The organism is Streptomyces sp. RK9 (genome assembly GCF_045070545.1).
GTDB classification, from domain to species: domain Bacteria; phylum Actinomycetota; class Actinomycetes; order Streptomycetales; family Streptomycetaceae; genus Streptomyces; species Streptomyces alboflavus.
Genome location: NZ_CP173703.1, coordinates 919212 through 943554, shown reverse-complemented (window position 1 = coordinate 943554; position 24343 = coordinate 919212). Strand labels below are relative to the sequence as shown.

Below are 24343 nucleotides of genomic sequence, written 5' to 3'. Positions count from 1 at the left end.
ATGAAAGCGACCGAACGCGCCGACAGCGTGCTGCCCCCCGCTCCGGGTGCCGATCGGTACCGCTGCGTGGACTTCGCCGACAGCGCGGCGACCCTCCCCGGCGGGCAGGGCTACGACCTGCTGGCCGTCCCCGACGCCGCCATGTCCTGGCTCGTCTCGCACGACCTGGCCGCGCCCGACGTGCAGATGTACGACGTGTGCGCGCACCGCATGCGGACGCTGCGCGAGCACGTGCGCACCCTGTTCGCCGCCCGCGTCGAGGGAATCGTGCCGCCGGACCGGTCCGTGCGGGCGCTGAACGAGGCGCTGACCCGGGTGCCCACCGCCCCCCTGCTCGCCTGGGATGCGGCCCACGGCCCGCACCGCGCCCGGGCGCACCCCGCCGACCAGGCCGTGAACCACGCCCTGGCCACCCTGGCGGCCGACACCGCCGACCTGCTCACCGGGCCGGACGCCGACCGGCTCGCGGCCTGCGCCGCCGCACCCTGTGACCGCTTCCTGGTGCGCACCCACGGCCGCCGCCACTGGTGCTCGACCCGCTGCGGCGACCGCGTCCGTGCCGCGCGGGCCCGAAAGGGCAGCGCTATGAACAACGATAAACAGTCCCGTTTTTCGTGACGCGACCGTCGGCCTGGCCAAGGGTGGCCTCCCGGTGGGCTGCCCCGGGTCGGTGGCGCGGCGTGCTCCATCGCCCCAGGGCGGTCAGCCGTCCACAGGCTGATGTCGGTGAGCCACTGGCGTGTGGTCCGGGGGGTGATGCCGAGGAGCTTCTGGGCGGAGTTCTCGGGGGATGTCGAGAGGTCGGGCAGGGTGCTCATGGCCTGGTAGAGACCGGCGACACCGGCGGCCGGGCCCTCGCCGAGCACCGGCGCGAGGAAGGCCCGCATCTGCTCGGGCGTGATCGCCTCGAAGCCCACGTGCCGGCCGAAGCGGGCGCCGAACGCCTCCGCCAGGTCCGGTCCGGTGATCGCCGGGTACTGGCCGACGGAGACCACGCCGGTGACGTCCGGGCGGTCGAACAGGGCGAGCGCGACGTCGGCGATGTCCAGGTGCGACGCCCACGAGACCGGGAAGTCGGCGCGGATGGGACAGGGCAGGACACCCCGTTCGCGGACCGCGTCGAGGACGTACGCCATGAGCAGGTTCTCCAGGTACAGCGTGGGCGCGATCACCGCGTGCGGCACCCCGCTGTCCGCCAGTCCGCCGGCCAGGAACGCGGCCGCGCCGCCCTGTCTGCCCGAGTGCGGCGTCGCCCGCTTCCTCACCCTGCTCAACGGGCCGTGGGCCACCCTCATCGTGCGCGAGCTGCTGCACGGACCGCTCCGCTTCAACCAGCTGCGCGAGGCCCTGCCCGGCATCAGCCCGCACACCCTGACCAGCAGGCTGCGCCAGTTCGAGCGGCACGGCATCGTCACCCGCACCACGTACGCGGAGATCCCGCCCCGCGTCGTGTACGCGCTCACCCCGCTCGGCCAAGGGCACCGCGACCTCCTGGAGGCCATGGGCGACTGGGCCCTGACGGTGAAGCTGACGGCCGCAGCGTTCTGCGAGGAACTCGCCTACCAGCAGACGTCGTGCGCCTACACGCGCAAGCAGGCGGACGACTTCTGTCTGAAGCCTGGCCCCAGGCCCCGCGTGCTGCGCTCCGTCATGGTGCGGAACACGGAGGAATCCGACACCCGACTCGGCGACTCACCTTTCGGCGAGGACAACAAGGTCCTCCCGCAGTCCGAGTGCGGCAACAGCCCCCGTGGTCGAGCCTCTTGAGACACCTGCTCAAGGCCCGCCGATCGGCGTCGGCACGGAGTCTTCGCGACCACAGACCCGCAGGTCGGCGGCTGTGTGATGGCGGCGTCCTGGTGGGGGAGCGGTTGATGTAAGGATGGGGCCCATGCAGAACGTTTATTTCGACATCACCATTGACGGCAAGGACGCCGGGCGCATCGTCTTCCGGCTTTTCGACGACGTCGTGCCGGAGACGGCCCGCAATTTCCGTGAGCTCGCCACCGGCCAGAACGGCTACGGGTACGCCGGCTCGGCCTTCCACCGTGTCATCCCGGAGTTCATGCTCCAGGGCGGCGACTTCACGCACGGCAACGGCACCGGCGGCAAGAGCATCTTCGGCGCGACGTTCGCCGACGAGAACTTCTCCCTGAAGCACGACCGGCCGTTCCTGCTGTCGATGGCCAACCGTGGCCCGGACACCAACAGCTCCCAGTTCTTCGTGACGACCGTCACCACCCCGTGGCTCGACGGCAAGCACGTCGTCTTCGGCGAGGTCGTCGAGGGCGAGGACCTCGTCAAGCAGATCGAGGCCCTCGGCTCCCGCGGCGGCGCCCTGAGCTCCGACGTCGTGATCAAGGCGAGCGGCACCGCCGCCTGAGGTCAGCGTTCGGACAGGAGGTCGGCGGCGCCCCGCGGGTGCCGCCGACCGCGGCGCCGCCGCGCTCCGCAGCTGGTCAGGGCGTACAGCTGACGGTCGCCTCGGCGCGGAACACATGGCCGAAGTTCGGATCGTTGAAGCTCTCGAACACCAGGGGCTCGCCGACGAGCGCGCACGTGTAGAGCCGCTCGGCCCCGGCCGATGCCTCCGCGTCCCCGATGGCACTCTGGATCGCCACCGCGGCAGTCGGCCCGCGACCGCCGCCCGTGAAGAGCTTGGCCTGGGCGCCCGCGTCGGCCACAGCCAGTGGTGAGCCCACCAGGAGGACGGTCAAGACAACTCCTGCGACGGCCAGTCGGCCCCTGGTGCGCACCTTCATCACCCGCATCCCTTTCCCTGATCGCTCACCGAATCGGGGTACTTGACACACTCTTGACACACTACTGAACGAGGCCGAGCTGACCAGCGTCCCGACCGCCGCACGGCCACGGATTCAGCCGCGGAGCAGTTCGGCGACGTGGGCGTAGGAGTCGTCCCCGTAGCCGGCCGCCATGCCCCGGCGGGCGACGTCATGGGCGGCGGCGATCACCGTGCTGTCGACGCCGCGGCTGCGTGACGCCTCCAGGACGTGGGACATGATCGCCGCTGCCGAGCGGAGGTTGGAGCCCCCGGCGGGGTAGCTCCCGGAGTCGACCTGCTCCGCGAACGCGTCGATCACATCGGGCAGGAGCGCGGTGACACCCTTGGCGTAGGGGGCCAGGTCGGACGCGGTGACGCCCTCGGAGCGGGCGAGGGCGAAGGCGTGGACGACGCCGGTCAGGGCCGTCCAGAAGATGTCGAGCAGCGCCACGTCGTGCGCCCCGGCGCGGCCCGGATCGGTGCCCAGGTGCACGCAGGTGCCGCCGATGGCCTGGAGGGTGACCTGATGGCGCTCGTACAGGTCGGCCGGGCCGCTGTGCAGGACCAGGGCGGACGGGCCGCCGACGAGGTACGTCGGGACCATGATCGCGCCGTCGAGATAGCCGACGCCGTGCGCGTCCGCCCACGCGGCGGTCGCACGGGCGTCGTCCGGCGTACCGGCGGTGAGGTTGACCAGCGTGCGGCCCTTGAGGGCGGAGGCGTGCGGGGTGACGACCGCGCGGACGGCGTCGTGGTCGAGGACGCAGATCACCACGAGGTCGCTCGCCGCGATCGCCTCCGCGGCGGTGCCGGTCTCGACGGCACCGCTCTCCACCAGGCCGTCCGCCCGGCCAGGAGTACGGTTCCATACGGTCGTGGGATGGCCCGCGGCCAGGAACGCGGAGGCCAGGGACCGGCCCATCGGGCCGAGGCCGAGAACGGTGACGGGGGCAGCAGACATGGGGAACTCCGAGGTCGTGACGGTGACCGATCCGCACACGTGCGGGATGGGTGTGGCCGTCGGGGTGTTCGAGGGCAAGTGGAAGTCGTTCATCATGTGGGCGCTGTCCGAGCGTCCGCGCCGCTTCGGGGAGACCAGACGGCTGGTCACCGGCATCAGCGAGAAGGTGCTGACCCAGCAGCTCCGCGAGTTGCAGGCCGACGGGATCGTGCACCGACAGGACTACGGCGAGGTGCCGCCCCGGGTCGAGTACTCGTTGACCGAGCGGGGCCGACAGCTCTACGAACTCCTCGAACTGCTCTCGGCCTGGGGTCGGGACCACCTGGCCGCGAGGACAGGGGCGGAATCGGACGACGGACTTGGCGCGCCTCGACCAGACTCCCCGGTCACCGGTCCTTGATCAAGTACGTACCTTCAGGTACGTGGCCGCGGCCCGCGCCCGCCCGCTCCGCACCGGTCACGGCCGGTCACGCCCGCGCCGCGAGGTGGTTCCACGCCTGCCGGGGGTCGAGGACGGTGGCGGCGGTGGCCCGCGGGTCCTGCTCCTGGGCGAGGGCCTCGCTCATTCCTTCCAGGGCCCACTTGGAGGCGTTGTACAGCCCGGGCGAGGGGAAGGCGGCGACGCCACCGAGGCTGGAGACCTGCAGGATGTGGCCGCCGCCCTGCGCCCGCAGGTACGGCAGGGCCGCCTGCGTCACCCACAGCGGACCGAACAGGCCGTAGCCCGCGTTGTCGACAACCACGTCGAGGCGGCCGAAGGTCTCGACGGCCCGCCGTACCGCTCCCTCGCCCGGGCACTGGAGTTGGACGCCGACGCCGCCGCGCGCCTCTTCACCCTCGCCGGAGCGTGGGCGGCCCGCCCGGCGTACGTCCGTGACCGGCGCTTCGACGTGCTTGCGGCGAACAAGCGGGCCCGCGCGCTCGCCCCGATGTACGAGCCCGGGCACACCGGTGCGTTGCCGGGTGCCGCTGTCGGGCCGGGAGGACGACGTCCTCCCGGCCCTCGTCCTGTCAGCCGGACGGCGTGGCCGACACCTCCGGCGAGAGGGCGGACTCCAGGCCGTCCTCGTCGACGGTGGCGACCGCGTAGTAGTACTTCGTGCCGCTCGTCAGACCCCGGTCCACGTACTCCGTACCGGATGTGACCTCGTGGCTGAACTCGGCGTTCGCCTTCGTGACGTCGGGCTTCGTGGAGCGGTAGACGCGGTAGCCGGTCACCGGGGCCTCCCCGCTGCCGTACGGGGCGGCGTACCAGGTGAGCCGGACGCTGCCCGCGCCCGGCACGACGTCGTACACCTCCGTGGCGCGGGGCGGCTGCGGCTCCTTGTACGTCGGCTTGACCGACGCGGAGGCGGGCGAGGCGACGGAGTGCTTGGACGTGGCGACGATCGCGTAGTAGTAGTCCCGCTCGCCCTCGTCCCCGGTGACCGTGGCGGTGTACTCCGTGTCCGTCGTGGTGGCCAGGCGGTTGCCCGGGGCCGTGATGTCGACGGGGGAGGTCTTGGAGCGGTACACGGTGTAGGAGGAGACGGGGACGTACGGGCTCTGCTGCCACGACAGTGTGAGCCGTTTGCCCACCAGGGCGGTGTGGCTGACAGAGGGGGCCTTGGGCGCGGTGGCGGAGGTGACGGTCTTGGTGCCCGTCACGGCGTTCGACGCCTCGGACTCGTTCCCGACGGCGTCGATGCCCCTCACCTCGTACCTGTACGTGAGACCCGCCTCGCCCTTCGTGTCGCGGAAGGTGAGCGTCGTCGTCGTACCGATCTTCGTGCGGTGGCCGCCCGTGCTCTCGGCGCGGTACACCGCGTATTTCACCGCGTCCGAGTCACCGCTGCGCCACGTCAGCGTCACACCGCGCTCGTCCTCGCGGGCGCGGGTGAGGTCCCGCGGCGCGAACGGCGCGACGGTGTCCCGGGTGCCGCGTCGGGGCTCGGTGTAGGGCGAGACATGCCCGGCGTTGTCCCGGGCGCGGACCTTGTAGGCGTACTCGACGTCGGGGTCGGCGTCACGGTCGACGTACGAGCCCGTGCTCACGGTGGCGAGCAGCGCGTACGGACCGACCTCGTCCGGTCCGGTGCCCTCGGCCTCCGCGCGGTACACCTCGTAGGCGGTGGCCGCGGAGAGCGTGCCCCAGGACAGGGAGACGGCTTCACGCCCGGATTCGACGTAGAAGCCCTCGGGAGCGTCGTACAGGGGGTTGTCGGGCTGGTCCGGATCGTCGCCGACACGGCCGGCGGAGCTGGCGGCCGCGTCCGGTACGGCGGCGTGGGCGGTGCCTCCTAACCCGAGCGCGAGGACGACGACGGCGGCCGCGGAGGCGATGGCTGCGGGTCTGAGACGGTGGTGCTGAGTCACGGCTGGCGTTCCCTTTCCGGTGGAACTACGGACAGGCGTACGTGAGTACAGGAAGCAGTCGTGGGGGGAGAGTTGGTGGTGCTGTGGGGGCAAGGCACTGTAGCTGTATATGGCCGGGATGTGGGAGGCGGCGCGACGGTTCGCGTGGCGGCCCGGGTCGTCGAACGCCTCGTCCCTCACCGATGGCCCCTGAGCGCCCAGTTCACCGTCCAGGGACCCACCACACGTGGGGACTTCACCCCGGGCGCCGGGGAACTGCGCGAGTGGGGCGCCCTGTTCGGGCGCCACCTCGCTGCCCGTGGCTGTCACGGGCCGTTCGCAGACGGGCGGCCGCCCGACAACAACGATGACGGCTTGCGCGCCTCGCACAACAGCCCGACGGGCTGTGTCTCATGGAGACGTGTTCACGACGATGTGCAGATCGCCTGGGCCGTCACCTTCTGGGGGGTGTCTGTCGTGTTCTCGGCAGTGATCTGCCAGCCAGTGCCGTTGGCGAGTGGACGCGAGGCTCCGATGAATGCCTGGCCGCTGGGGAAGGAGCCACCGCCGCTGGCCACTTGGCCGGGGTCGCAGTTGGCCGTCGCGACCGCCTCACCGCCGGGCTGGACGGTGACCTGACTGCCGAGCCGGGGCTCGTGGGCGACGGCCGAACACAGCACGACCGCATGGAAGCTCTGCTCGGCGTCCGAGTTGTTGAACACCACGGAGTGGTAGTTGTTCCCCGAGGAGGAGAACCGCAGGCCGACGACGTCGGAGCCTGTCGCTTCCCACCCGCCGCCGGTGGGCACCTGGCCGCTGGGGCAGCTGAGGAAGCTGCTGACGCTCTGTCCGTGGGCGGGCACCGTGAGGGGAGTGTCGGCCAGGCGGGTGTGGGACTGGCCGGTGCAGACGACGAAGGCGGAGCCTCTGCGCTCCACGCCCGACTTGTTGCTGAACCTGACCTCCCATCCGTTGCCCCGGGGCGCGGAGCCGGTCAGGAAGAGCCCCTTGCCGGACCTGACCCCGCCGCCTCCGCTCGGTTGACGGCCGGCTGGGCACGACGCGATGGCCGTCGCGGCCCCGCCCGCCGGGATGACCAGCTCGCGGCCTTGAACCCCGGAGTGGTCCGTGGGGGCTGCGGCCCGGGGCTCGGAGGTCCGCGCGCTGCCGGTCGAGCCGGCGGCAGCGGGCATGCCTGCGGTGAGGGTCAAGGCGGCAGTGTCCGGACGGCAGCGGCAGCCGCACCGACAGCCGCTTTCCTGCTCGCCCTGGCCGGGCAGGCCTTCTGCGCCAACGGGGCTTTCGCCGAGCACGCGCGGACGTCTGCAGAAGGCGGACTTGTCCGGGTGGTGCGGTCACGGGGCGGCGCGGGGGCTGTGCTCGCTCAGGCGATGAGTAGACGCAGCCCGAGATCCGCCGCCTCGCGGTCGACCAGGTCACCGTTGCGGGCGGCCCACCGGCCGGAGCGCAGGTCGGTGCGGAGGCTGTCGACCGCGCGTTGTTCGGGCTCGGGGCCGACCCTTGTCCATACCGACATCGCGCGGCGGACGTGGTCCTCGAGGTAGGCCTCCGGGCGGCGCCAGTACGCCTCGAACAAGCCGTCGGCGCAGTCCCACGGGACGGGGACGGGTTCGGTGCGGGCGGCGAGCGTGGTGGCCATCGCGGTGAGGGAGGGGAAGTCGGCGAGGACGTCGGTGAATTCGGGCAGGTAGTCGCGGGTGAGCCAGAAGCGGTCCTGCCAGTGGGGCTCGTCGGTGTCGAAGGTGAGCACCACCACGCGCCGGGCGACGCGTCGCATCTCGCGCAGGCCCGCCATCGGGTCGCCCCAGTGGTGGACGGTGGAGACGGCCATCGCGGCGTCGAAGGAGCGGTCCTCGAACGGCAGGCGTTCCGCGGCGGCGGCCACGCACGGTGCCGCGTCGGCGGGCCGCTGCGCCCGCATGACCGCCGACGGCTCCACCGCGGTCACGTCGCGGTCGGCGGGCTCGTAGGAACCGGTGCCCGCCCCGACGTTCAGCACCGTCCGCGCGTCGCCGAGGGCGTCCCAGATCTGTGCGGCGATGCGTGGGTCGGTACGCCGCGTCGCGGGGTAGGCGTCACCGATCGCGTCGTACAGCCGTGCACCGAGTACTTCCAGTTGTTCCTCCGGGGTCACCTTCAGTCCCTTCGCCCGCGCGTCAAGTTCCTTGTCGATGGCGGTCACCATGGCGTCGGCGCGGTCACGCCGTTCGAGGAGCAGGCCGCGCAGTCGGCGCAGGTGCGCGACCGCGTCGATGGACGCGTCGTCCACCAGCGCGGCGACCTCCCGCAGACCGAATCCCAGCCGCCGGTACGCCAGTGCCTCCCGCAACCGCTCCACGTCGTCCGCCGAGTAGGCCCGGTACCCGGCGGCGGTCCGCGCCGACGGCCGTACCAGCCCGATCGCGTCGTAGTGATGCAGCGTGCGCACGCTGACGCCGGCCAGCTCGGCCACGCGTCCCACAGTCCAGTGATCTTCCACGGCACCGACTATGCGGCCTCACGCCACGTGAGGGTCAAGGGGCTGCTTCGCGGCTGCAAGAGGCGCAGCCGGTGGGCGGGTTGGAGGGGGGAGTCCGGTTCGGTCCCGCCGGGGCGGGTTCAGCTGTCGTCGGCCTCGCGCGCCACCCGCTCCAGCCGCTGCCGGTGGTCCTCCCACCACGCCACATCACCCGGCGGCAGGTCCTCCTTGCCCTGCAGCCGCCCGACGGAGCCGTCGATCAGCTCGCGCACGATGTCCGCGTGACCGGCGTGCCGATGGGTCTCGGCGGTCATGCGGACGAGTACGTGATGGAGTGTCACCGCCCTCCGTTCCTCGGGCCACCACGGGACGTGGCCGACCGCGTCCAGCGCGAGCGTCTCGATCGTGGTGTCGGAGTGCGCCCAGGCCCGGCGGTACAGCCCCACGATCTGGTCCCGCGACTCCGCCGCGGTGGCCCACATGTCCGCGTTGGCTTCGGCGTCCTCCGTGTACCACCAGGTCGGGCGCTCCTTGTCGAAGTACGGCCGCCCGAACGTGTCGCCGAAGTAGCCCAGTTCCACCGACGCGAGGTGCTTGACGAGCCCCAGCAAGTTGGTGCCGGTCGGGGTGAGGGGGCGCCGGACGTCGTACTCGGAAAGCCCGTCCAGTTTCCACAGCACGGCTTCGCGGGCGTCCCGCAGATAGCGGAGGAGGTCTGTCTTCGCGTCTGGTCCGATCATGCGGCGCAGTCTTCCACCCGGCACTGACAGCCATGCCGCACCGACGGCCGGGGATTGTTGTATGACTCACATAGTTGGGAGCGATTCCTCGCCATGATGCGGGGAGTCCCGCACGCCCCCTCGGGTGCGCCGCTGAGCCGCGGATGCGGAATCTCCGGCTCGGCATGGGCATGATGTGCCGCCCGATGATGGCCGAAGGTGGCCCCTGTGGGGCAAAAGCCCCTGAGCGGCGTGTTTGCATGTGTTGATGATCGCTGACTCGCAGGACATCGCCGCGCCCCGGACCTATGTGGACCGGATTCTGGAGCACTGGTACGAGGACGAGGGCGCCGAGGCGCTCGTCCAGGGGACGCAGCGGCTGACCAGAGGGGAGGCCCGGCGGCGGCTGTTCGGCCTGGGGCACGCGCTGCGCGGGCAGGGACTGCGGCCCGGCGACGGCGTGGGGCTGTTCCTGGCGAACCGCGTGGACTCCGTCCTGGTGCAGCTCGCGGTGCATCTCATCGGCTGCCGCGTCGTGTTCCTGCCGCCCGAGCCGGGGCCCGGCGAACTCGCCGCGCTGGTCGAGCAGTCCCGGGCCCGCGCCGTGGTCACCGACCCGACGTTCGCGCGACGGGCCGCCGACGCCGCCGGGCGCAGCGTCCACGCGCCCGTGCTGCTCGGCCTCGGCCCCTGCGAGCAGGAGTGCGCCGACCTGCTGTCGCTGGCGGCCGAGTGCCCCACGACGCGCCCCGACGGCGTGCCCGCCCCAGGACCCGACGAGGCCGTCACCGTCCTCTACACCGGCGGCACCCTGGGCCGCCCCAAGCTCGCCGCCCACAGCCACCGGCTCTACGAGATGCTCCTGGAACCGGTGGACGACGACCCCGAGGACTCCGGCACCGCGTTCTTCCCCGCCATGGACCCGACCACGGACAGGGTGCTCACCGCGACCCTGCTCACGCACGGCAGCGGCCACCTCACCTCGATCCAGGCGCTGGTGACGGGGTCCGCCCTCGTCGTGCTGCCCGAGTTCGAGGCGGGCGCGGCCCTCGCGGCACTGCGTGCGGAGCGGATCACCGCCACCATGTTCGTGCCGCCGATGCTGTACGCGCTCCTCGACCACCCGGAGTGCGTGCCGGGCGTCCTCCCGTCGCTGCGGCGGATCGTCGTCGGCGGCGCGGCCTCCTCGCCCAGCAGGCTGCAGCAGGCGGTCGAGGTCTTCGGGCCGGTGCTCAGCCAGGGCTACGGGCAGTCGGAGGCGCTCGGCATCGCCTCGTTCGGCGCGGAGGAGCTCGCCTCGGAGGGAGCCCGGCGGCCCGAACTGTGGCGCAGCTGCGGTCGCGCGATAGCCGGCACCGACATCGAGATACGCGACACGGACAGCGCGGCGGCGCTGCCCGTCCGCGGGGTCGGTGAGGTGTGCGTCCGGGGCGAGACGGTGATGCTCGGCTACTACGAGGATCCGGCGCGCACCGCGGAGGCCCTGCACGACGGCTGGCTGCGCACCGGGGACATCGGCTACCTCGACGCCGACGGCTACCTCTATCTCGTCGACCGCGCCAAGGACATCATCGTCACCGGCGGCACCAGCGACAACGTCTACTCCCGGGTCCTCGAGGACTTCCTGCTCACGCTGCCCGGGGTGCGCAACGCGGCGGCCCTTGGCGTACCGGACGAGGAGTTCGGGGAGGCCGTGCAGATCTTCCTGGCCACGGCCGCGGGCGCGGACGTCGTCCCGGAGGCCGTCGGCGCGGCGGTGACCGCGGAGTTGGGGGAGCTGTACACGCCCCGGAGGACGGTCCTGCTCGACGAGCTGCCGACGACCAAGGTCGGCAAGGTGGACAAGAAGGCGCTGCGGGCCGCGTGGACGGGGGACGCGGTGGGCGCGCCGTAGGGGGGGCTTCCACCGGTCCACCGGACCACCGGGCCTGACTGGAACTGCGACCGAGCCACGTAATGTCTCGGTCCTGGAACACATGACGGATGGGGCAGGTGGGGATGGAGTCGCTCGCGGAGCTGCTGGGAGAGCTGAAGGAGCGGTCCGGTCTCAGTTTCGGAGTGCTGGCCAAGCGGCTTCCCACCAGCGCGTCGACGTTGCACCGGTACTGCAACGGCGAGGCGGTGCCGACCGAGTTCGCGTTGGTGGAGCGCATGGCCCGGATCTGCGGTGCGACGCCGCAGGAGCTGGTGGAGGTGCACCGGCGGTGGGTCCTGGCGGACGAGTACCGGGGGCGGGGAGCGGACGCCGCAGCGGCTCCTTCGTCCGACGCCGAGGACGCCCTGCGACTCGCGCCCGCTCCGCGACCCGCGAACGGCCTGCACCCCGCCGGGTCGAGCGCCGCGGAGCCTGGCGCCGAGACCCTGTCCGGCCCCGGCTCCGCATCCCCACCGCCCCCGGCGCGCAGGCGCCGCACCCTCGTCCTCGCAGCCGCCGTCGCCGCGGTCGTCGCCATGGGCTCCCTCGCCCTCACCCTGAACGACGGCCCTGACGACGGCGCCGACGGCGACAAGAGCCGTCGGATCGCCGGTCCTACGGCCCCGCCGGACCTGAGCCCCACGCCGTCCGCTTTACCGGGAAGGAGCGCCGACAAGGACGAGCCCCACGGCAAGGGCACATCCCGCGAGACGGACCTGCCCGACGGCGAGGACAGCCCCCGGAGCAAGGGCAAGTCCCCCGGGACGGGCGCGAAGGGCACACCCTCCGGCCCGAGCTCCCGGACGGCAAGCCCACCACTCGGCGTCTCCCGGGGCGACGGCAAGGGTCCCGCGTCCGGCGGCCCCCAGGGCGAGGCCCCCGGCGTCGCCCTGACGGCACGCACCAGGCCGTACGCCTCCGAGTACGAGGACGACTGCCTCGAGAGCTACCTGGTGAACCGCGCGCCGGACAAGGTGCCCGCGATGCCCGTGTCGCAGGACGTGCCCGCCTGGGTGGGTGAACTCGGCGCCGTCGCGGCCCGCGAGCAGTACGTCGAGGTCACCGTGCAGGGCGCGGGCGAGGAACCGGTCGTCGTGCAGGGCATGAACGTCCGTGTGCGGTCCACCGGCACGCCGCCGGCCTGGAACAACTTCCTCACCAGGAGCCGCTGCGGCGAGATCGTGGAGACCAAGTCCTTCTCCGTCGACCTCGACGCCGCGGCGCCGCGCCTCACGCCCCGGGCGGACCAGGACGACTTCCCGTACGAGGTCAGCGAGAGCGACCCGCTGGTGTTCTACGTCACGGGCCGCGCCGAGAAGCACGACGTCCGCTGGTACTTGGAGGTGGAGTGGTCCCAGGGCGACCGGCACGGCACGCTCCGCATCGACGACCAGGGCAAGCCGTTCCGCACCAGTGGCGCGCAGGGGCGCCCCGCGTACGAGTGGGGAGGTTCGGACGGATGGCTCAGGGCGGGCGGGAGGCAGGCGCCGTGACGGCCTGTTGCCGAGCCACCGGGGTGCCCGAGTAGGGTCGGAGGCTGCGTGACGGCTGACGGCCGCGTCCTGGCCTCCCGGCCCTTGCGGGGGCAGATGCGTACGGGCCCTTCCCGGCCCCACCCGGGACGGGCCCCGGCATGCGCGCGTGCGGGAGGACTCCGTGCGCGCCGGGCACCGGGATGCGGCTCCTGACGTCTCACGGGCAGTACTGCGGGCCCCCGGGTCCGTACCCCCCACACAAAGAGCCGCGCGTGCGCGGCCGCAGATCAGGAGCACCAGTGCAGGGCATCCCCCACATAGCCAGCACACCGCACGACGGGCGCTCGTCGCCCGTACCCCCTGCGCGCGGGGCGCGGCCCACGGGCCGCGACATGACGCCGCGCGTGCCGTACGAGGCGGTGACGCCGCGCACGCCGTACGAGGTGGCGCCGCCGCACGCGGCCCCGGTGACGCGGCACCCCCGTGCCGCCGACCCGCAACTGCCCGTGTTCATCGACGAGTCGGGCTGGCGCCGACGGGCCCTGCAAGGGGTCGCGGTCGTCGTGAGCTGCGCCTGCGTCGGGTATCTGCTGTTCGTCGGCACACTGATGAGCGGGCTGCTGCGGCCCGTCGGCACGCAGCCGCCGAGCACGAACGAGTCGGTGCCCGCGGGACCCGACACCGGCAAGCGGACGCAGGGCTCCGACGCGTCGGGGCGGACCGGCGCCCACGCGGACCGCGACAGCCACCGCCGCCCGTCCTCCGGCAGATCCGCCGAGCCCCCGGCCGGAGGCCCCGGGCAGTGAGGCGCGGCGCCGCTGTCCGCCGCCCGCCGCGCGGACACTGGCTCGTGCTCCTCCTCGTCCTGCTGGTGGTCGCCGTCACCCTCCTCTTCGAGGGCTGGACGACCCACCAGGTCGACGCCGCGCGCACCAAGCCGCCGTGCACCCGGCCGATCCCGCGCGCGGCGGACGACGGGAAGCCGCTGCTCCGGTTCGGCCCGAAGGGCGTCACCACCGCGGCCATGCCGCCGGGCACCGTCGCGCTCACCTTCGACGGCGGGCCCGACCCGGTGTGGACGCCGCGCCTGCTCGACCTGCTGCGCAGGCACCAGGCACGGGCGACCTTCTTCGTCTACGGCAAGGACGCCGCCCGGCACCCGAAGCTGCTGCGGCGGATCCTGTACGAGGGCCACGAGATCGGCTCGTACACCTACAGCGGCGGCGACCTCGGCGTCGCGTCGGCGCTGCGCGCCCGCCTGGAACTGTCGCTCACGCAGACCGCCCTCGCGGGCGCCGCGGGCGTCAACACCAAGCTGCTGCGGCTGCCGCACACCACGGCCGCGGACACGCTCTGCGGCCCCCAGTGGCCCGCGGCGCGGCGCGCGGCCGAGCAGGGGTACCTGGTGGTCGCGTCCGACTACAAGGACCGCAAGCCGTGGCGTGGTCTCGTGTCGCAGCACAGCCAGACCGACCTGGGCTACCGCGAGGCGGAGGACCTGCTGCGGGACCGCCGCGTGCAGCGGTTCACGACCGTCAGCGGCGGGCTCGGGCGGCCTTCGTTCGTCGACGCGGTCCCGGTCGCCGACGAGGTCGAGGGCGCGGGTCTGATCTGGTCGAAGAAGCTCGGGCAGGCCTTCCTCACCGTGATGGTGTGGACGCTGACCCTCGCGGGCACGCTCGGCGTCCTGCGGATGCTCCTGTTCACGGTGTTCGCCCGGCTCCATGTGCGCAGGCTGCACCGGTACCGGCCCGGCGCGCCCCGACTGCGCGAGGTGCGGGACCCGGTGACGGTGCTCGTACCCGCGTACAACGAGGAGGCCGGCATCGCCTCCACCGTGTACTCGCTGCTCGCCTCCACCCATCCGCACTTCCAGATCATCGTGATCGACGACGGCTCCACCGACGCGACCGCCGACATCGCCGAGTCCATCGCCGACGCCGACCCGCGCGTGACGGTGATCCGGCAGCCCAACGGCGGCAAGCCGAGCGCCCTCAACAACGGCCTGGCGCACGCCCGGTACGACATCGTCGTCATGGTCGACGCCGACACCATCTTCGAACCCGAGGCCCTGGCCCGCCTCGTCCAGCCGCTCGCCCACCCGGCGGTCGGCGCGGTCAGCGGCAACACCAAGGTCGGCAACCGGCGCAGCCTGATGGGCAAGTGGCAGCACCTGGAGTACGTGCTCGGCTTCAACCTCGACCGGCGGATGTTCGAGGTCCTGGAGTGCATGCCGACAGTGCCGGGGGCGATCGGCGCCTTCCGCAGGGACGCGCTGATGGGCGTCGGCGGTGTCAGCGACGAGACCCTCGCCGAGGACACCGACCTCACCATGGCGCTCTGGCGGGCCGGCTGGCGCGTCGTCTACGAGCAGTCGGCGGTCGCCTGGACCGAAGTGCCGGGCACCCTCAGGCAGTTGTGGCGCCAGCGCTACCGCTGGTGCTACGGCACCCTCCAGTCGATGTGGAAGCACCGGCGCGCGGTGGTGGAGGTCGGCCCCGCCGGACGCTTCGGCCGCCGGGTGCTGCTCTACGTCACGCTGTTCCAGATCGCGCTTCCGCTGTGCGCACCGGTCGTCGACATGTTCGCGCTGTTCGGGGCGCTGTTCCGCGATCCCGTGGAGGCCGCCCTCGTCTGGTTCGGGTTCCTGTCCGTGCAGCTGGTCACCGCCGCGTACGCGCTGCGGCTCGACCGCGAACGGCTGCGCGTGCTGTGGGTCCTTCCGCTCCAGCAGTTCGTCTACCGGCAGTTGATGTACCTGGTGGTCATCCACTCCGTGACCACGGCACTGCTCGGCACCCGGCTGAAGTGGCACAGCATGAAGCGCGCGGGGACCGCCGACCCGTATCTGCTCGAACCGCCGCCCGACGAGACGCGGCGGAGCCTGCAAGGGAGTCGACCATGACAGACCCGCTCGACCAGCGGGCCGGGGACTCCCCGCCCGCGCAGGAGCCCGGCCCTCTGGACGACACCGCAGCGCCCGACCCGATCGGGCGCTTCACCGGCCGCCCCAGCTCCCGCTACGGCCCCCGGCGCGCCCACGCCCGCCAGCCGAAGAGGAAGCGCCGACGGCTGCGGCGGGCCCTGCTCGTCCTCCTCGCCGTGGTCGTCGTCGCTGCGGGCGGCGCGTACGGATGGGCCGAGACCCGGCTCCAGCGTGACGTCGACCTCGGTGCGTACGGGGACCGGCCGCCGCCGGGCGAGGGCACCAACTACCTCATCGTGGGCTCCGACAGTCGCGACGGGCTCTCCGAGGGCGACGTGCGGGACCTGCGCGCGGGCGGGGGCGGCGGGCGGCGCACCGACTCGATGATGCTGCTCCACACCGGCGCCCACGGCACCAGCATGGTGAGCCTGCCGCGCGACTCCTGGGTCACCGTGCCGGGCCGCCTCGACACCCTCACCGGCAAGACGAAGCGCGCCGAGGGCGACAAGCTGAACGCCGCCTTCGCCTACGGCGGCCCCGAACTCCTGGTCCACACCGTCGAGAAGAACACCGGCCTGCGCATCGACCATTACGCGGAGATCGGTTTCGCCGGGTTCGTGAACATCGTCGACGCCATCGGGGGCGTACGGATGTGTCTGGACCGGGACATCAAGGACAAGAAGTCGGGTGCCGACCTGCGCAAGGGCTGCCAGACCCTGGACGGCCGGCAGGCACTCGCCTTCGTGCGCCAGCGGCACCAGGAGCGGGAGGGCGACCTCGGCCGCTCCAAGAACCAGCAGAAGTTCCTCTCGACCCTCGCCCACCAGGCCGCCCGCCCCGACACGCTCTTCGACCCGACGGAGATCGGCCCCGCCCTCCAGGCCGGCCTCGACACCCTCATCGTCGACAAGGACATGAGCCTGAGCGACCTCGCCACGATGTTCCGCGCCGTGCAGGGCGTCGCGGGCGGGAAGGGCAAGCAGATCAACGTCCCCGTGTCCGGCATCGGCGTCCCCACCTCCAAGGGCAACGTCCTGAAGTGGGACGCGAAGCGGTCCGCCCGCCTCTTCGCCGACCTGCGGCACGACCGGCCCGTGACGGAGACGGGGGAGACGTCCAGGGAGCGCGAGCGCGGCGGGGCCCGCCCACCGGACTGACCCCGCGGCGGGGCGCGCCGCCTCACGAATCGCGGGGGTGCCTCGTCGTACTGCGTGAGACCGCGGCCATCGGCCCGCTGTGGCCCGTTCGACGCAGGAGGTACTCATGAAGATTGTCGTGGCAGGTGCCGGGTACGCCGGGACGCTGGCGGCGAACCGGCTGGCGAAGAAGGTGCCGGACGCGGAGATCACCGTGGTCAACCCGCGGGCGGACTTCGTCGAACGGGTGCGGCTGCACCAGCACGTCGTCGGCACCGGGGCGGTGGCGACGCCGCTCGCGGAGATGCTGCGGGACGGCGTCGGGGCGCGCCTGGGGGCCGTGGAGAAGGTCGGGGACGGCGGTGTGACCCTGGACAGCGGGGAGTTCGTCGACTTCGACCACCTGGTGCTGGCCGTGGGGTCCACGGTCTCACCGCTGCCGGGCACGGTGCCGGTGGGGACGTGGGAGGGCGCGGAGTACGCCCGCGCGGCACTGGCGCAGCTTCCCCCGGGCGCCACGGTGACGGTCGTCGGCACCGGAGCGACCGGCATCGAGACGGCCGCCGAGATCGCCGACGGGCGGCCCGACCTGGACGTGTGTCTGGTCGGGAACCGGCTCGCGGGCACCTTCTCCGACGGCGCCCGGCGGCGCGTGCGCGCCGGGTTGGAGCGGCTGGGGGTCACGGTGATCGAGGACACCGTGACGGAAGTGCTGCGTGGTCAGGGGGAGGCGGGCACGGACCGGCTGCGGCTCCGGTCGGCGGGCCCGGACGAGGGCTTGAGTTCCGCTCTGACGCTGTGGGCCGTCCTCGGGACCATTCCCGATCTGGCCGGGCGCAGCGGCCTGGAGGTCGACGAGCGGGGGCGTGCCCTCGTCGACCCGTATCTGCGCAGTGTGAGCGACCCGCGGATCTTCGTCGTGGGTGACTGCGCCGCCGTTCCTGGCTCCCGCGCGGCCTGCCAGACCGCGGGCCCGCAGGGCGCCCACGCCGCCGACACACTGGCCCGCCTGATCAGGGGGCGGGAGCCCGAGCCGTACTCCATGGGGTACTTCGGCACGGGGCTCACCCTCGGCCGCAGGGACGGCGTGATCCAGCTGTCCCGGCGCGACGACAGCGCGCGGCGGCAGTATCTCGCGGGCCGTCCCGCGGTCGTGGTCAAGGAAGGCGCGACGTGGGGGGCCAAGTACGGGTCCCGCACGGCCACCATCGCCTGGCTGCGCGGGCCGAAGTGATCGCCCCGGTGGCCGGTGCGCCACGGCAGCAGCGGCTGTCGGCCTGTCCCGGCTACTCCGGCACCAGGAACTCCCGCAGGTCCACGACCCCGTAGCCCGCCGCCCCGATCGCGTCGAGGATCCGGGGCAGCGCCTGGGCGTCGAGCACGACTCCGCCGGAACTGCTGCCCACGTGCATCTGGATGATCGCGCCGGGGGCGAGGGCGTCGACGGCCCGCTCGACCACCCGCTCCACGGTCATGCCGCGGCCCGGCCCCAGATAGCCGTTGGTGTCCGTGGTGAACTCGATCGCCGCGTACCCGAGCGCGTTGACGTCGGCGACCGACGCGGTCGTGGTGGAGCTGTAGGGGAAGCGGAAGAACGGCAGCGGCTCGGTCCCCGCCGCGGCCCGGATCGCCGCGTCGGCGCGGCGCACCTGCCGTCGGCGTTCGGCGCTGCTCAGGCCGTCGAAGGAGGGGTGGCTGTGGGAGTGGTTGCCGAGGCCGTGCTCGACGCCCATGGCCCGCACCGCCGCGGGGTGGGCCTCGGCGTACTCCCCGGTCGGGAAGAACGTCGCCGCCAGGCGTCGGCGCCGCAGCTCGGCCAGGACCACGTCGACGCCCCGCTCGTCCCACGCCGCGTTGAAGGTCAGCGCCACCACCTTGCGTGCCGTGGGCAGCCGGCGGATCTCCCTGCCGAGGAGGGAGTCCGGCGGGCGGGGGCCTGCCGCCGCGGCCGGCCCCGTCGCCAGGGGTACGAGACCCGTGGCCGCCAACAGCCCTGCCAGGACGGCCCGTCGTGTGGAGTTCATGGTGCGTGAGTCTGCGGGCCCGGGGGCCTCCGCCCGGGTACGCCGTGCCGCGCAACTGGGTGGTCCCGGCGGCGCTCCGGCACGCAAAGCGCGAGGTCGCCCGTGCTGTCCCGCCACCAGGACGCCTCAACGCGGCCCCGCGGTTAGGTAGTTGAGTGCGTGCACGACGGGCGGACTCGTGGGGCGGAGGACGGGTTCAGGGGGCGCGGACGCCGCCCGACGGGTTCGTGCCTGGCTGCGCCGGGGCTTCTTTGCCCTTTCCGTACCCCGTGCGCGATCTCCTTCGCCACGGGTTGCTCACGCCTGGACACGGGGCGCTGCCGGTCCGTTGACTTCTGCTCCGAGAGCGGACGTTCACCGCTCTTCGTCCCCGACCAGGCCGGAGCCATGAGAACACCCATCGGCAGCCCGCTGCCCAACATGCGTGCCTACATCCTCAGCCCCTCCCTGACACCGCTTCCCCCGGGTGTCGTCGGCGAGCTGTACGTCGCCGGGCAACTGGCCCGCGGCTACCTCGCCCGGGCGGCCCTGACCGCCCAGCGGTTCGTCGCCGACCCCTTCGGCCCGCCGGGCTCCCGCCTGTACCGCACCGGCGACCTCGCCCGCTGGAACGACGACGGGCACCTGGAGTACGCGGGCCGCGCCGACAGCCAGGTCAAGATCCGCGGCTTCCGCGTCGAACCCGGCGAGGTCGAAGCCGCCCTCACCGCGCACCCCGACGTCCACCAGGCGGCCGTCGTCGCCCGGGACATGCCCACGGGGAAGCAGCTGGTGGCCTACCTGACGGGCGCGGACGTCGACGTCCCGGCGCTCCGCGCGTACGCGTCCGGCAGGCTGCCCGACTTCATGGTCCCGGCGGCCTTCGTGGTCCTGGAGCGGATCCCGCGGGCCCCCAACGGCAAGCTCGACCGCGCCGCCCTGCCCGCGCCGGGCCCCACCGCAGGCGCGGCGGCGTACCGCGCCCCGCGCACCGCGGACGAGGGGACGCTGTGCGCCCTGTTCGCGGAGGTCCTGGGCGTGCCGCGGGTCGGCGTCGACGACGACTTCTTCGCCCTGGGCGGCCACTCGCTCCTGAGCGTGCGTCTGCTCGCCCGCGTGGACGCCGAGTTCGGCGTGCGCGTCGGGCTGCGGGACTTCCTCGGCGGCTCACGGCCGGGCGACCTCGCCCGGATCGTCACGGACACGGCGGCGGGCCGCGCGCCGGACACCCCCGCCGTGGTGCCGTGCTCGGAGGCGCGGCTCGCCCCCGGCCTGCGCTTCCCGGACGCCGGAGGCTTCGGCACGCCCCCGCGGCAGGTGCTGCTCACCGGCGCCACCGGGTTCGTCGGCGCCTTCCTGCTGCGCGAGCTGCGCACCCGCACCGACGCGGAGGTGCACTGCCTGGTGCGCGCGGACTCCGAGCGTGCCGCCCGCACCCGGCTGCACGCCGTCCTCGGCTCCTACGGCATCGACCCGGGCCTCTGCGCCGAGCGCGTGCACATCGTGCTCGGCGACCTCGCCCGCGAGGGCCTCGGCGTCGAGGCGGCCCACTGGAGGCGGCTGCGGGCCGAGGTCGACACGATCGTCCACGCGGGCGCGTACGTCCACCACCTGTCGTCGTACGAGCGGCTGCGGGCGGCGAACGTCGCGGGCACCCGCACCCTGCTGCACCTCGCGGCCGAGGGCAGGCCCAAGCGCTTCCATCACGTCTCGACGCTGGGCGTCTTCGGCACCGCGGACACGCCTCGGCTGCTCACCGAGGACTCCCCGGTCGCGCGGGCACGGCACACGTCCGCCGACGGCTACGGGGCGAGCAAGTGGGTGGCCGACGTGATGGTGCAGGACGCGGTCGCCCGCGGCGCGTCCGCCCGCGTGTACCGGCTCGGCCGGATCTGGGCCGAGTCGGAGCGGGGCGCCGTCAACCCGGACGACATGTTCTGCCGCCTCCTCGCCAGCTGCGCCGCCCTGGGCTGCCATCCCGAGGACGCGGCGCTGCGGGCCGAGCTGCTGCCCGTCGACGTCGCGGCCCGCGCCCTGGTGGCCCTGGCCTGCACCGCCGACGGCCCGGAGCCCGCTGTGGCGCACCACTTGCACCACCCGCGGCAGACCGGCGTCGGCGCGTTCCTGCGGGGCCTCGACGAGCGGCGCGGCACCCGGTCGGAGCCGGTCGGGCTCGGGGAGTGGCTGCGCCGCCTCAGGCAGGCGGGCGAAGCCGGGCGCGAGCTGCCGTTCCTGCCGTACCTGGACGTGTTCCGGCACTTCGAGGACGGCCTCGGGGACACGGCGGACCTGCCGAGCGACACCTGGCGCAACGAGCGGACGCTGGGCGCCCTGGAGCGGATCGGCGTGACCTTCCCCGACGTGGACGCGCGGATGATCCAGGACTTCTGGCGGCACCTGGAGGCGGTGGGGGAGATCGACTGAGGGGGTGGGCGGGCGGGGCGTGTGCGGAGACGCGGCCGGGCGGTGTGTGCGCGGAGCCGCGGCCGGGCGGTGCGTGCGCGGAGCCGTGGCTGGGCTGGAACTGCACCTTCCGCTTCTCCGTGCCGCACGGGCGGCTGGCGCGGACTCGCGGTTCGACTGGCCGATAGGCATACCTGTATGACTCGTTGGAGTGACAGCGCCCAGGGTTCGGTTTTCCGGTACCCGGGGCGGGCATCCCGTGGAGCGGCACGCTGTCGACGCGCGACTCGGCCCACGCGGTTCGGCATCCGGCGCCAAGAGGCTCGCCAGGGGGTGGCTGGATGCACATGGGGGACAGGCGCCGGTTCCGGCAGGATCCGCTGGAATACCTCGAAGACCTCCGTCGCCGCAGCGCGACGGGTCTGATTCCGCTCCCCTGGGGCGGCTGGTGCGTCAGCGACACGGAGCTGGCACAGACGTTGCTGCGCAGCCCGGAGTACAACGGGGGCAGGTCGGGCTTCTTCGGCGAACTCCTGCCCACCCGCGAGGCCCAGATCGAGGTCGGCCACGCGGTACGCGACCTGATGCGCGCCGGCGTACCGCACTACCGCGCCGCCCTGACCGCCGCGGCGGCCGACCTGCCCGCCGTCGGCCGCTGGCCCGACGCCGGGACGCGCCTCGTCCACCGGGGCCTGGAAGACCTGCTGCTCCACCCCGAAACCCCCGCCCGCACACGCGAGTTGATGCGCCGGGCCGCGCTCGGCGGCGTGGCGGTCCGCGCGCCGCACGTGTGGCAGCGGGCCCGCGCGGAGTGGCTGCGCCCCAAGCTGCTCGCCGCCCTGACCGAGGAGGTGGCGCACCGCAGGGAGGACCCCGCCTGCGCGCCGCGGGACGTCCTGGACGCCGTGCTCGGCGCGTGCCCTCCCGGTGAGACGGGCGACCGGACCGTGGCCGAGCTGCATCTGATGATGTTCCGGGCGGTCATGGCCCCCCTCAGCTCCTCGCTGGCGTGGTCGGTGCTCCTTGCCTGCCTGCGCCACCCGGCGGCCTCGCCCTGGCCGTGGCCCGCCGACGACATCGTGCGCGAGGCGCTGCGGCACCGGCCCATGGCCTGGATGCTCGGCCGCGTCCTCCCGCAGGCCGTCAAGCTCGGCGGCACCGCCTTCGAAGCGGGCGACCTCGTGTCCGTCAGCCCGTACCTGCTGCACCACGACACCCGCCACTGGGCCGACCCCGACGCGTTCCGGCCCGAGCGCTGGACCGGCGGGGACACCCGGAACGGCCCCTACATCCCGTTCGGCGCGGGCCCCTTCACCTGCGCCGGCGCGGCGGTGGCGCACACGCTGATCACCGAATCGCTGACCGCCCTGTCCCGCGACGCCCACCTGACCGTCACGGGCGGCGACACCCGCCCGGCCATGGCCGAGGGCAACGTCCCCCGGCCGTTCACGCTCCGCCGCACGCTCGAGCCACCTGCCGAAGGCGACACCGGACACGACCCAGGAGGGAGGTGAACAGCAATGGCCACGATGCGTCGCATCTTCACCAACCAGCCGGCCCGCCGCTGGTACTGGTACTGACCCTGACAGTGCCACCACACGGTGGCCCGGACGTCGCCCAGACGTCCGGGCCATCCAGGCGACGCTCCGCCCGCCCGCCGCCGCTCAGCCGCGCAGACACCACTCGACGAACACCCCGATGCTGGGGTCCACACGCCCCCGCTCGTCCGCGACCGCCGCCGTGCAGAAGAACCGGACCTCGCCGAACTCGAGGTCCATCGCCCGCACCAGATTCCGCAACCCCAGCCGCTCGCGCAGCCACGTCCGGATGGCATCGCTGTCGTCCGGGGGGTCGGGCAGCAGGGCGGGCTGCCCGGCGAGCAGATCCCGCTTGCTGACGGCGACGGCGAGCCGCGCCTTGTCGAGACGCGTGCCCATCGTGTGGACCGTCTGCACCGACGGGGAGAACACGTCCTCCGGGTCGACCGTCGAGGCCAGCGTGCCGTCCACCGTCGGGCGCTCCGGGGTGAGGCGGGTCCAGAACGCGTCGACGGCCATCGGGTCGAGGACGAAGACGAAGGTGCGGGCCGCGCGGACATAGCGCAGCGCGTCGGTCTCCTCCCGGTTGACGAACCGTTCACCGGCTGTGTCGAAGACGTGCACGAGGCGCTCGGCGCGGCCGTCGCCGAGCACGAACGAGTGGGCCCGGGGCAGCGTCTTCTGCGTGGGCCGGGTGTGGCCCCGGATCTCCAGGACCTCGTTCAGGACCTGCTGGGTGGCGGTCGACTCGGGATCGGCGAGCCGGACCGCGGGGCCGCCGTCCGCCGCCGTGTCCTCCAGCGACTTCACCATCGCCGCCATCAGCTGCGTCTTGCCCGCGGCCCGGCCGCCGACCAGCGGCAGGACCAGCTCGCGCATGTGCCCGGCGTCCGGATTCATCGGCTTGCCGCAGTGCTCGTGCGCGCAGTGACCGGCGAGGCGGGCGTCCCGGCTCATGAGCAGCAGCAGGGTCGGTATCCGGCGGTCGCAGGCACACCGGCGCCGGAACAGGCCGAAGGTGCCCGGGCGGATGTCCGTGTGCCGACGCCGGCAGGTCGGGTTCGGGCAGTCGTACGCCGGGTGGGGGACGCGTTCGAAGCAGCTCGGGCACAGCATGCCCCGGGGCAGCCCGCGCAGGGCCATCACCGCGCGGTCGGTGCCCCGCAGGGCGAGCGCGGTCAGCCGGGCGCCGACGGTCAGCAGCCCCACGCCGAGGGCCTGGGCGCCGAAGAGCACGCCCCACAGCGGCAGCGTGACGGCGGCGCCGATGCCGAGGCCCACATAGAGGGTCAGGCCGTACGGGATCGAGGCGGCCCGGTGCACGGTCGGCGCGGTGAACTGGTGATCGGTCACCCGGCGGTAGGCGTCCTCGACCGAGCGGACGTACAACCGCCAGCCCTGGGTGAGGAGTTGACGCAGGTCGCGGACGGCGGGGCCGAAGAAGTAGGTGCGGTACGCCAGTTCGTCGGCGGGGCGGAACGGTGGGACCGTCACGAACTCGGGGGTGCGCAGACGCAGTACGCCGTGCAGCAACTGGACGTAGCGCCACAGGAGTTCACTGACCAGGGCGGCCCCGCGCAGGACCGCGATCAGCGGGGCGACGAACAGATAGAGCAGGAGCAGGACCAGGTAGAGCGCCGGGACCACGATGAAGGTCAGGATCTCCGCCATC

General features: G+C 73.1%; 21 protein-coding genes. 12 read left to right on the top strand and 9 right to left on the bottom strand.

The genetic code is table 11. From position 1 onward, the window contains the following. The 3 genes from AB6L24_RS04005 (at position 1) to AB6L24_RS03995 (ending at position 2383) form a co-directional block, all read left to right on the top strand. Entirely contained in the window at positions 1-618 is a 618-nt protein-coding gene (locus tag AB6L24_RS04005) for an ABATE domain-containing protein (protein WP_405652152.1), read from the top strand. 516 nt (positions 619-1134) lie between these two features. Further along, on the top strand, positions 1135-1767 hold the full coding sequence (locus AB6L24_RS04000; RefSeq protein ID WP_405652149.1) for a winged helix-turn-helix transcriptional regulator: 633 nt from the start codon (positions 1135-1137) through the stop codon (positions 1765-1767). Between the two features lie 124 nt (positions 1768-1891). Next, positions 1892-2383, top strand: coding sequence for a peptidylprolyl isomerase (locus tag AB6L24_RS03995; RefSeq protein WP_030363713.1), 492 nt, complete (start codon positions 1892-1894; stop codon positions 2381-2383). Between the two features lie 76 nt (positions 2384-2459). Here AB6L24_RS03995 and AB6L24_RS03990 read toward each other — a convergent pair whose 3' ends face one another. Together AB6L24_RS03990 and AB6L24_RS03985 are read right to left on the bottom strand one after the other, a co-directional pair. Further along, positions 2460-2717 (bottom strand): hypothetical protein, encoded by a 258-nt coding sequence (locus AB6L24_RS03990; protein ID WP_405652146.1) that lies wholly within the window; start codon positions 2715-2717, stop codon positions 2460-2462. 159 nt (positions 2718-2876) lie between these two features. After that, positions 2877-3743, bottom strand: a complete 867-nt coding sequence (locus AB6L24_RS03985) for an NAD(P)-dependent oxidoreductase (RefSeq protein WP_405652144.1) — start codon at positions 3741-3743, stop codon at positions 2877-2879. Between AB6L24_RS03985 and AB6L24_RS03980 the strand changes: the two genes are divergently transcribed. Beyond that, on the top strand, positions 3742-4143 hold the full coding sequence (locus AB6L24_RS03980; protein WP_405652142.1) for a winged helix-turn-helix transcriptional regulator: 402 nt from the start codon (positions 3742-3744) through the stop codon (positions 4141-4143). The genes AB6L24_RS03985 and AB6L24_RS03980 overlap by 2 nt on opposite strands. 67 nt (positions 4144-4210) lie before the next feature. Here the strand turns inward: AB6L24_RS03980 and AB6L24_RS03975 are convergent, their stop codons facing one another. The 5 genes from AB6L24_RS03975 to AB6L24_RS03955 form a co-directional block, all read right to left on the bottom strand. Continuing rightward, positions 4211-4690, bottom strand: coding sequence for an SDR family NAD(P)-dependent oxidoreductase (locus AB6L24_RS03975; protein WP_405652140.1), 480 nt, complete (start codon positions 4688-4690; stop codon positions 4211-4213). A 64-nt stretch (positions 4691-4754) separates the two neighbouring features. Continuing rightward, positions 4755-6098, bottom strand: coding sequence for a fibronectin type III domain-containing protein (locus AB6L24_RS03970; RefSeq protein ID WP_405652138.1), 1344 nt, complete (start codon positions 6096-6098; stop codon positions 4755-4757). A gap of 404 nt (positions 6099-6502) precedes the next feature. Beyond that, on the bottom strand, positions 6503-7288 hold the full coding sequence (locus AB6L24_RS03965; RefSeq protein WP_405652135.1) for a hypothetical protein: 786 nt from the start codon (positions 7286-7288) through the stop codon (positions 6503-6505). 173 nt (positions 7289-7461) lie between these two features. Continuing rightward, positions 7462-8559, bottom strand: coding sequence for a methyltransferase domain-containing protein (locus AB6L24_RS03960; protein ID WP_405657027.1), 1098 nt, complete (start codon positions 8557-8559; stop codon positions 7462-7464). 137 nt (positions 8560-8696) lie between these two features. Then, entirely contained in the window at positions 8697-9296 is a 600-nt protein-coding gene (locus AB6L24_RS03955) for a DinB family protein (RefSeq protein ID WP_405652133.1), read from the bottom strand. A 247-nt stretch (positions 9297-9543) separates the two neighbouring features. Here AB6L24_RS03955 and AB6L24_RS03950 point away from each other — a divergent pair, with 247 nt between their 5' ends. The 6 genes from AB6L24_RS03950 (at position 9544) to AB6L24_RS03925 (ending at position 17961) form a co-directional block, all read left to right on the top strand. Next, positions 9544-11169 (top strand): class I adenylate-forming enzyme family protein, encoded by a 1626-nt coding sequence (locus AB6L24_RS03950; RefSeq protein ID WP_405652131.1) that lies wholly within the window; start codon positions 9544-9546, stop codon positions 11167-11169. Positions 11170-11258: 89 nt separating this feature from the next. Continuing rightward, positions 11259-12683, top strand: coding sequence for a helix-turn-helix domain-containing protein (locus AB6L24_RS03945; RefSeq protein ID WP_405652129.1), 1425 nt, complete (start codon positions 11259-11261; stop codon positions 12681-12683). A 374-nt stretch (positions 12684-13057) separates the two neighbouring features. Further along, on the top strand, positions 13058-13471 hold the full coding sequence (locus AB6L24_RS03940; RefSeq protein ID WP_405652127.1) for a hypothetical protein: 414 nt from the start codon (positions 13058-13060) through the stop codon (positions 13469-13471). A 44-nt stretch (positions 13472-13515) separates the two neighbouring features. Continuing rightward, positions 13516-15570, top strand: a complete 2055-nt coding sequence (locus AB6L24_RS03935; protein ID WP_405652126.1) for a bifunctional polysaccharide deacetylase/glycosyltransferase family 2 protein — start codon at positions 13516-13518, stop codon at positions 15568-15570. Beyond that, entirely contained in the window at positions 15567-16748 is a 1182-nt protein-coding gene (locus tag AB6L24_RS03930) for an LCP family protein (RefSeq protein WP_405652124.1), read from the top strand. Before AB6L24_RS03935 ends, AB6L24_RS03930 begins: the two co-directional genes overlap by 4 nt. 106 nt (positions 16749-16854) lie before the next feature. Beyond that, positions 16855-17961, top strand: a complete 1107-nt coding sequence (locus AB6L24_RS03925; RefSeq protein ID WP_405652121.1) for an NAD(P)/FAD-dependent oxidoreductase — start codon at positions 16855-16857, stop codon at positions 17959-17961. A gap of 52 nt (positions 17962-18013) precedes the next feature. Here AB6L24_RS03925 and AB6L24_RS03920 read toward each other — a convergent pair whose 3' ends face one another. Next, positions 18014-18751: a polysaccharide deacetylase family protein gene (locus tag AB6L24_RS03920; protein ID WP_405652119.1), complete on the bottom strand. Its 738-nt coding sequence runs from the start codon at positions 18749-18751 to the stop codon at positions 18014-18016. A gap of 387 nt (positions 18752-19138) precedes the next feature. Between AB6L24_RS03920 and AB6L24_RS03915 the strand changes: the two genes are divergently transcribed. Next, positions 19139-21154, top strand: a complete 2016-nt coding sequence (locus AB6L24_RS03915) for a thioester reductase domain-containing protein (RefSeq protein ID WP_405652117.1) — start codon at positions 19139-19141, stop codon at positions 21152-21154. A gap of 326 nt (positions 21155-21480) precedes the next feature. Next, a complete protein-coding gene (locus tag AB6L24_RS03910; RefSeq protein WP_405652115.1) occupies positions 21481-22647 on the top strand; it encodes a cytochrome P450 in 1167 nt (388 codons plus the stop codon). Between the two features lie 150 nt (positions 22648-22797). Here the strand turns inward: AB6L24_RS03910 and AB6L24_RS03905 are convergent, their stop codons facing one another. Then, positions 22798-24342 (bottom strand): hypothetical protein, encoded by a 1545-nt coding sequence (locus AB6L24_RS03905; protein WP_405652113.1) that lies wholly within the window; start codon positions 24340-24342, stop codon positions 22798-22800. Position 24343 lies beyond the last annotated feature (1 nt).

Excerpts from the sequence above, each read along its gene's own strand:
- AB6L24_RS03955 (WP_405652133.1), bottom strand. The coding sequence starts at position 9,296 with ATGATCGGACCAGACGCGAAGACAGACCTCCTCCGCTATCTGCGGGAC.
- AB6L24_RS03980 (WP_405652142.1), top strand. The coding sequence starts at position 3,742 with ATGGGGAACTCCGAGGTCGTGACGGTGACCGATCCGCACACGTGCGGG.
- AB6L24_RS03905 (WP_405652113.1), bottom strand. The coding sequence starts at position 24,342 with ATGGCGGAGATCCTGACCTTCATCGTGGTCCCGGCGCTCTACCTGGTC.
- AB6L24_RS03985 (WP_405652144.1), bottom strand. The coding sequence starts at position 3,743 with ATGTCTGCTGCCCCCGTCACCGTTCTCGGCCTCGGCCCGATGGGCCGG.
- AB6L24_RS03950 (WP_405652131.1), top strand. The coding sequence starts at position 9,544 with ATGATCGCTGACTCGCAGGACATCGCCGCGCCCCGGACCTATGTGGAC.
- AB6L24_RS03920 (WP_405652119.1), bottom strand. The coding sequence starts at position 18,751 with ATGAACTCCACACGACGGGCCGTCCTGGCAGGGCTGTTGGCGGCCACG.
- AB6L24_RS03940 (WP_405652127.1), top strand. The coding sequence starts at position 13,058 with ATGACGCCGCGCGTGCCGTACGAGGCGGTGACGCCGCGCACGCCGTAC.
- AB6L24_RS04005 (WP_405652152.1), top strand. The coding sequence starts at position 1 with ATGAAAGCGACCGAACGCGCCGACAGCGTGCTGCCCCCCGCTCCGGGT.
- AB6L24_RS03915 (WP_405652117.1), top strand. The coding sequence starts at position 19,139 with ATGAGAACACCCATCGGCAGCCCGCTGCCCAACATGCGTGCCTACATC.
- AB6L24_RS03945 (WP_405652129.1), top strand. The coding sequence starts at position 11,259 with ATGGGGCAGGTGGGGATGGAGTCGCTCGCGGAGCTGCTGGGAGAGCTG.
- AB6L24_RS03995 (WP_030363713.1), top strand. The coding sequence starts at position 1,892 with ATGCAGAACGTTTATTTCGACATCACCATTGACGGCAAGGACGCCGGG.
- AB6L24_RS03930 (WP_405652124.1), top strand. The coding sequence starts at position 15,567 with ATGACAGACCCGCTCGACCAGCGGGCCGGGGACTCCCCGCCCGCGCAG.
- AB6L24_RS03910 (WP_405652115.1), top strand. The coding sequence starts at position 21,481 with ATGGGGGACAGGCGCCGGTTCCGGCAGGATCCGCTGGAATACCTCGAA.
- AB6L24_RS04000 (WP_405652149.1), top strand. The coding sequence starts at position 1,135 with ATGAGCAGGTTCTCCAGGTACAGCGTGGGCGCGATCACCGCGTGCGGC.
- AB6L24_RS03925 (WP_405652121.1), top strand. The coding sequence starts at position 16,855 with ATGAAGATTGTCGTGGCAGGTGCCGGGTACGCCGGGACGCTGGCGGCG.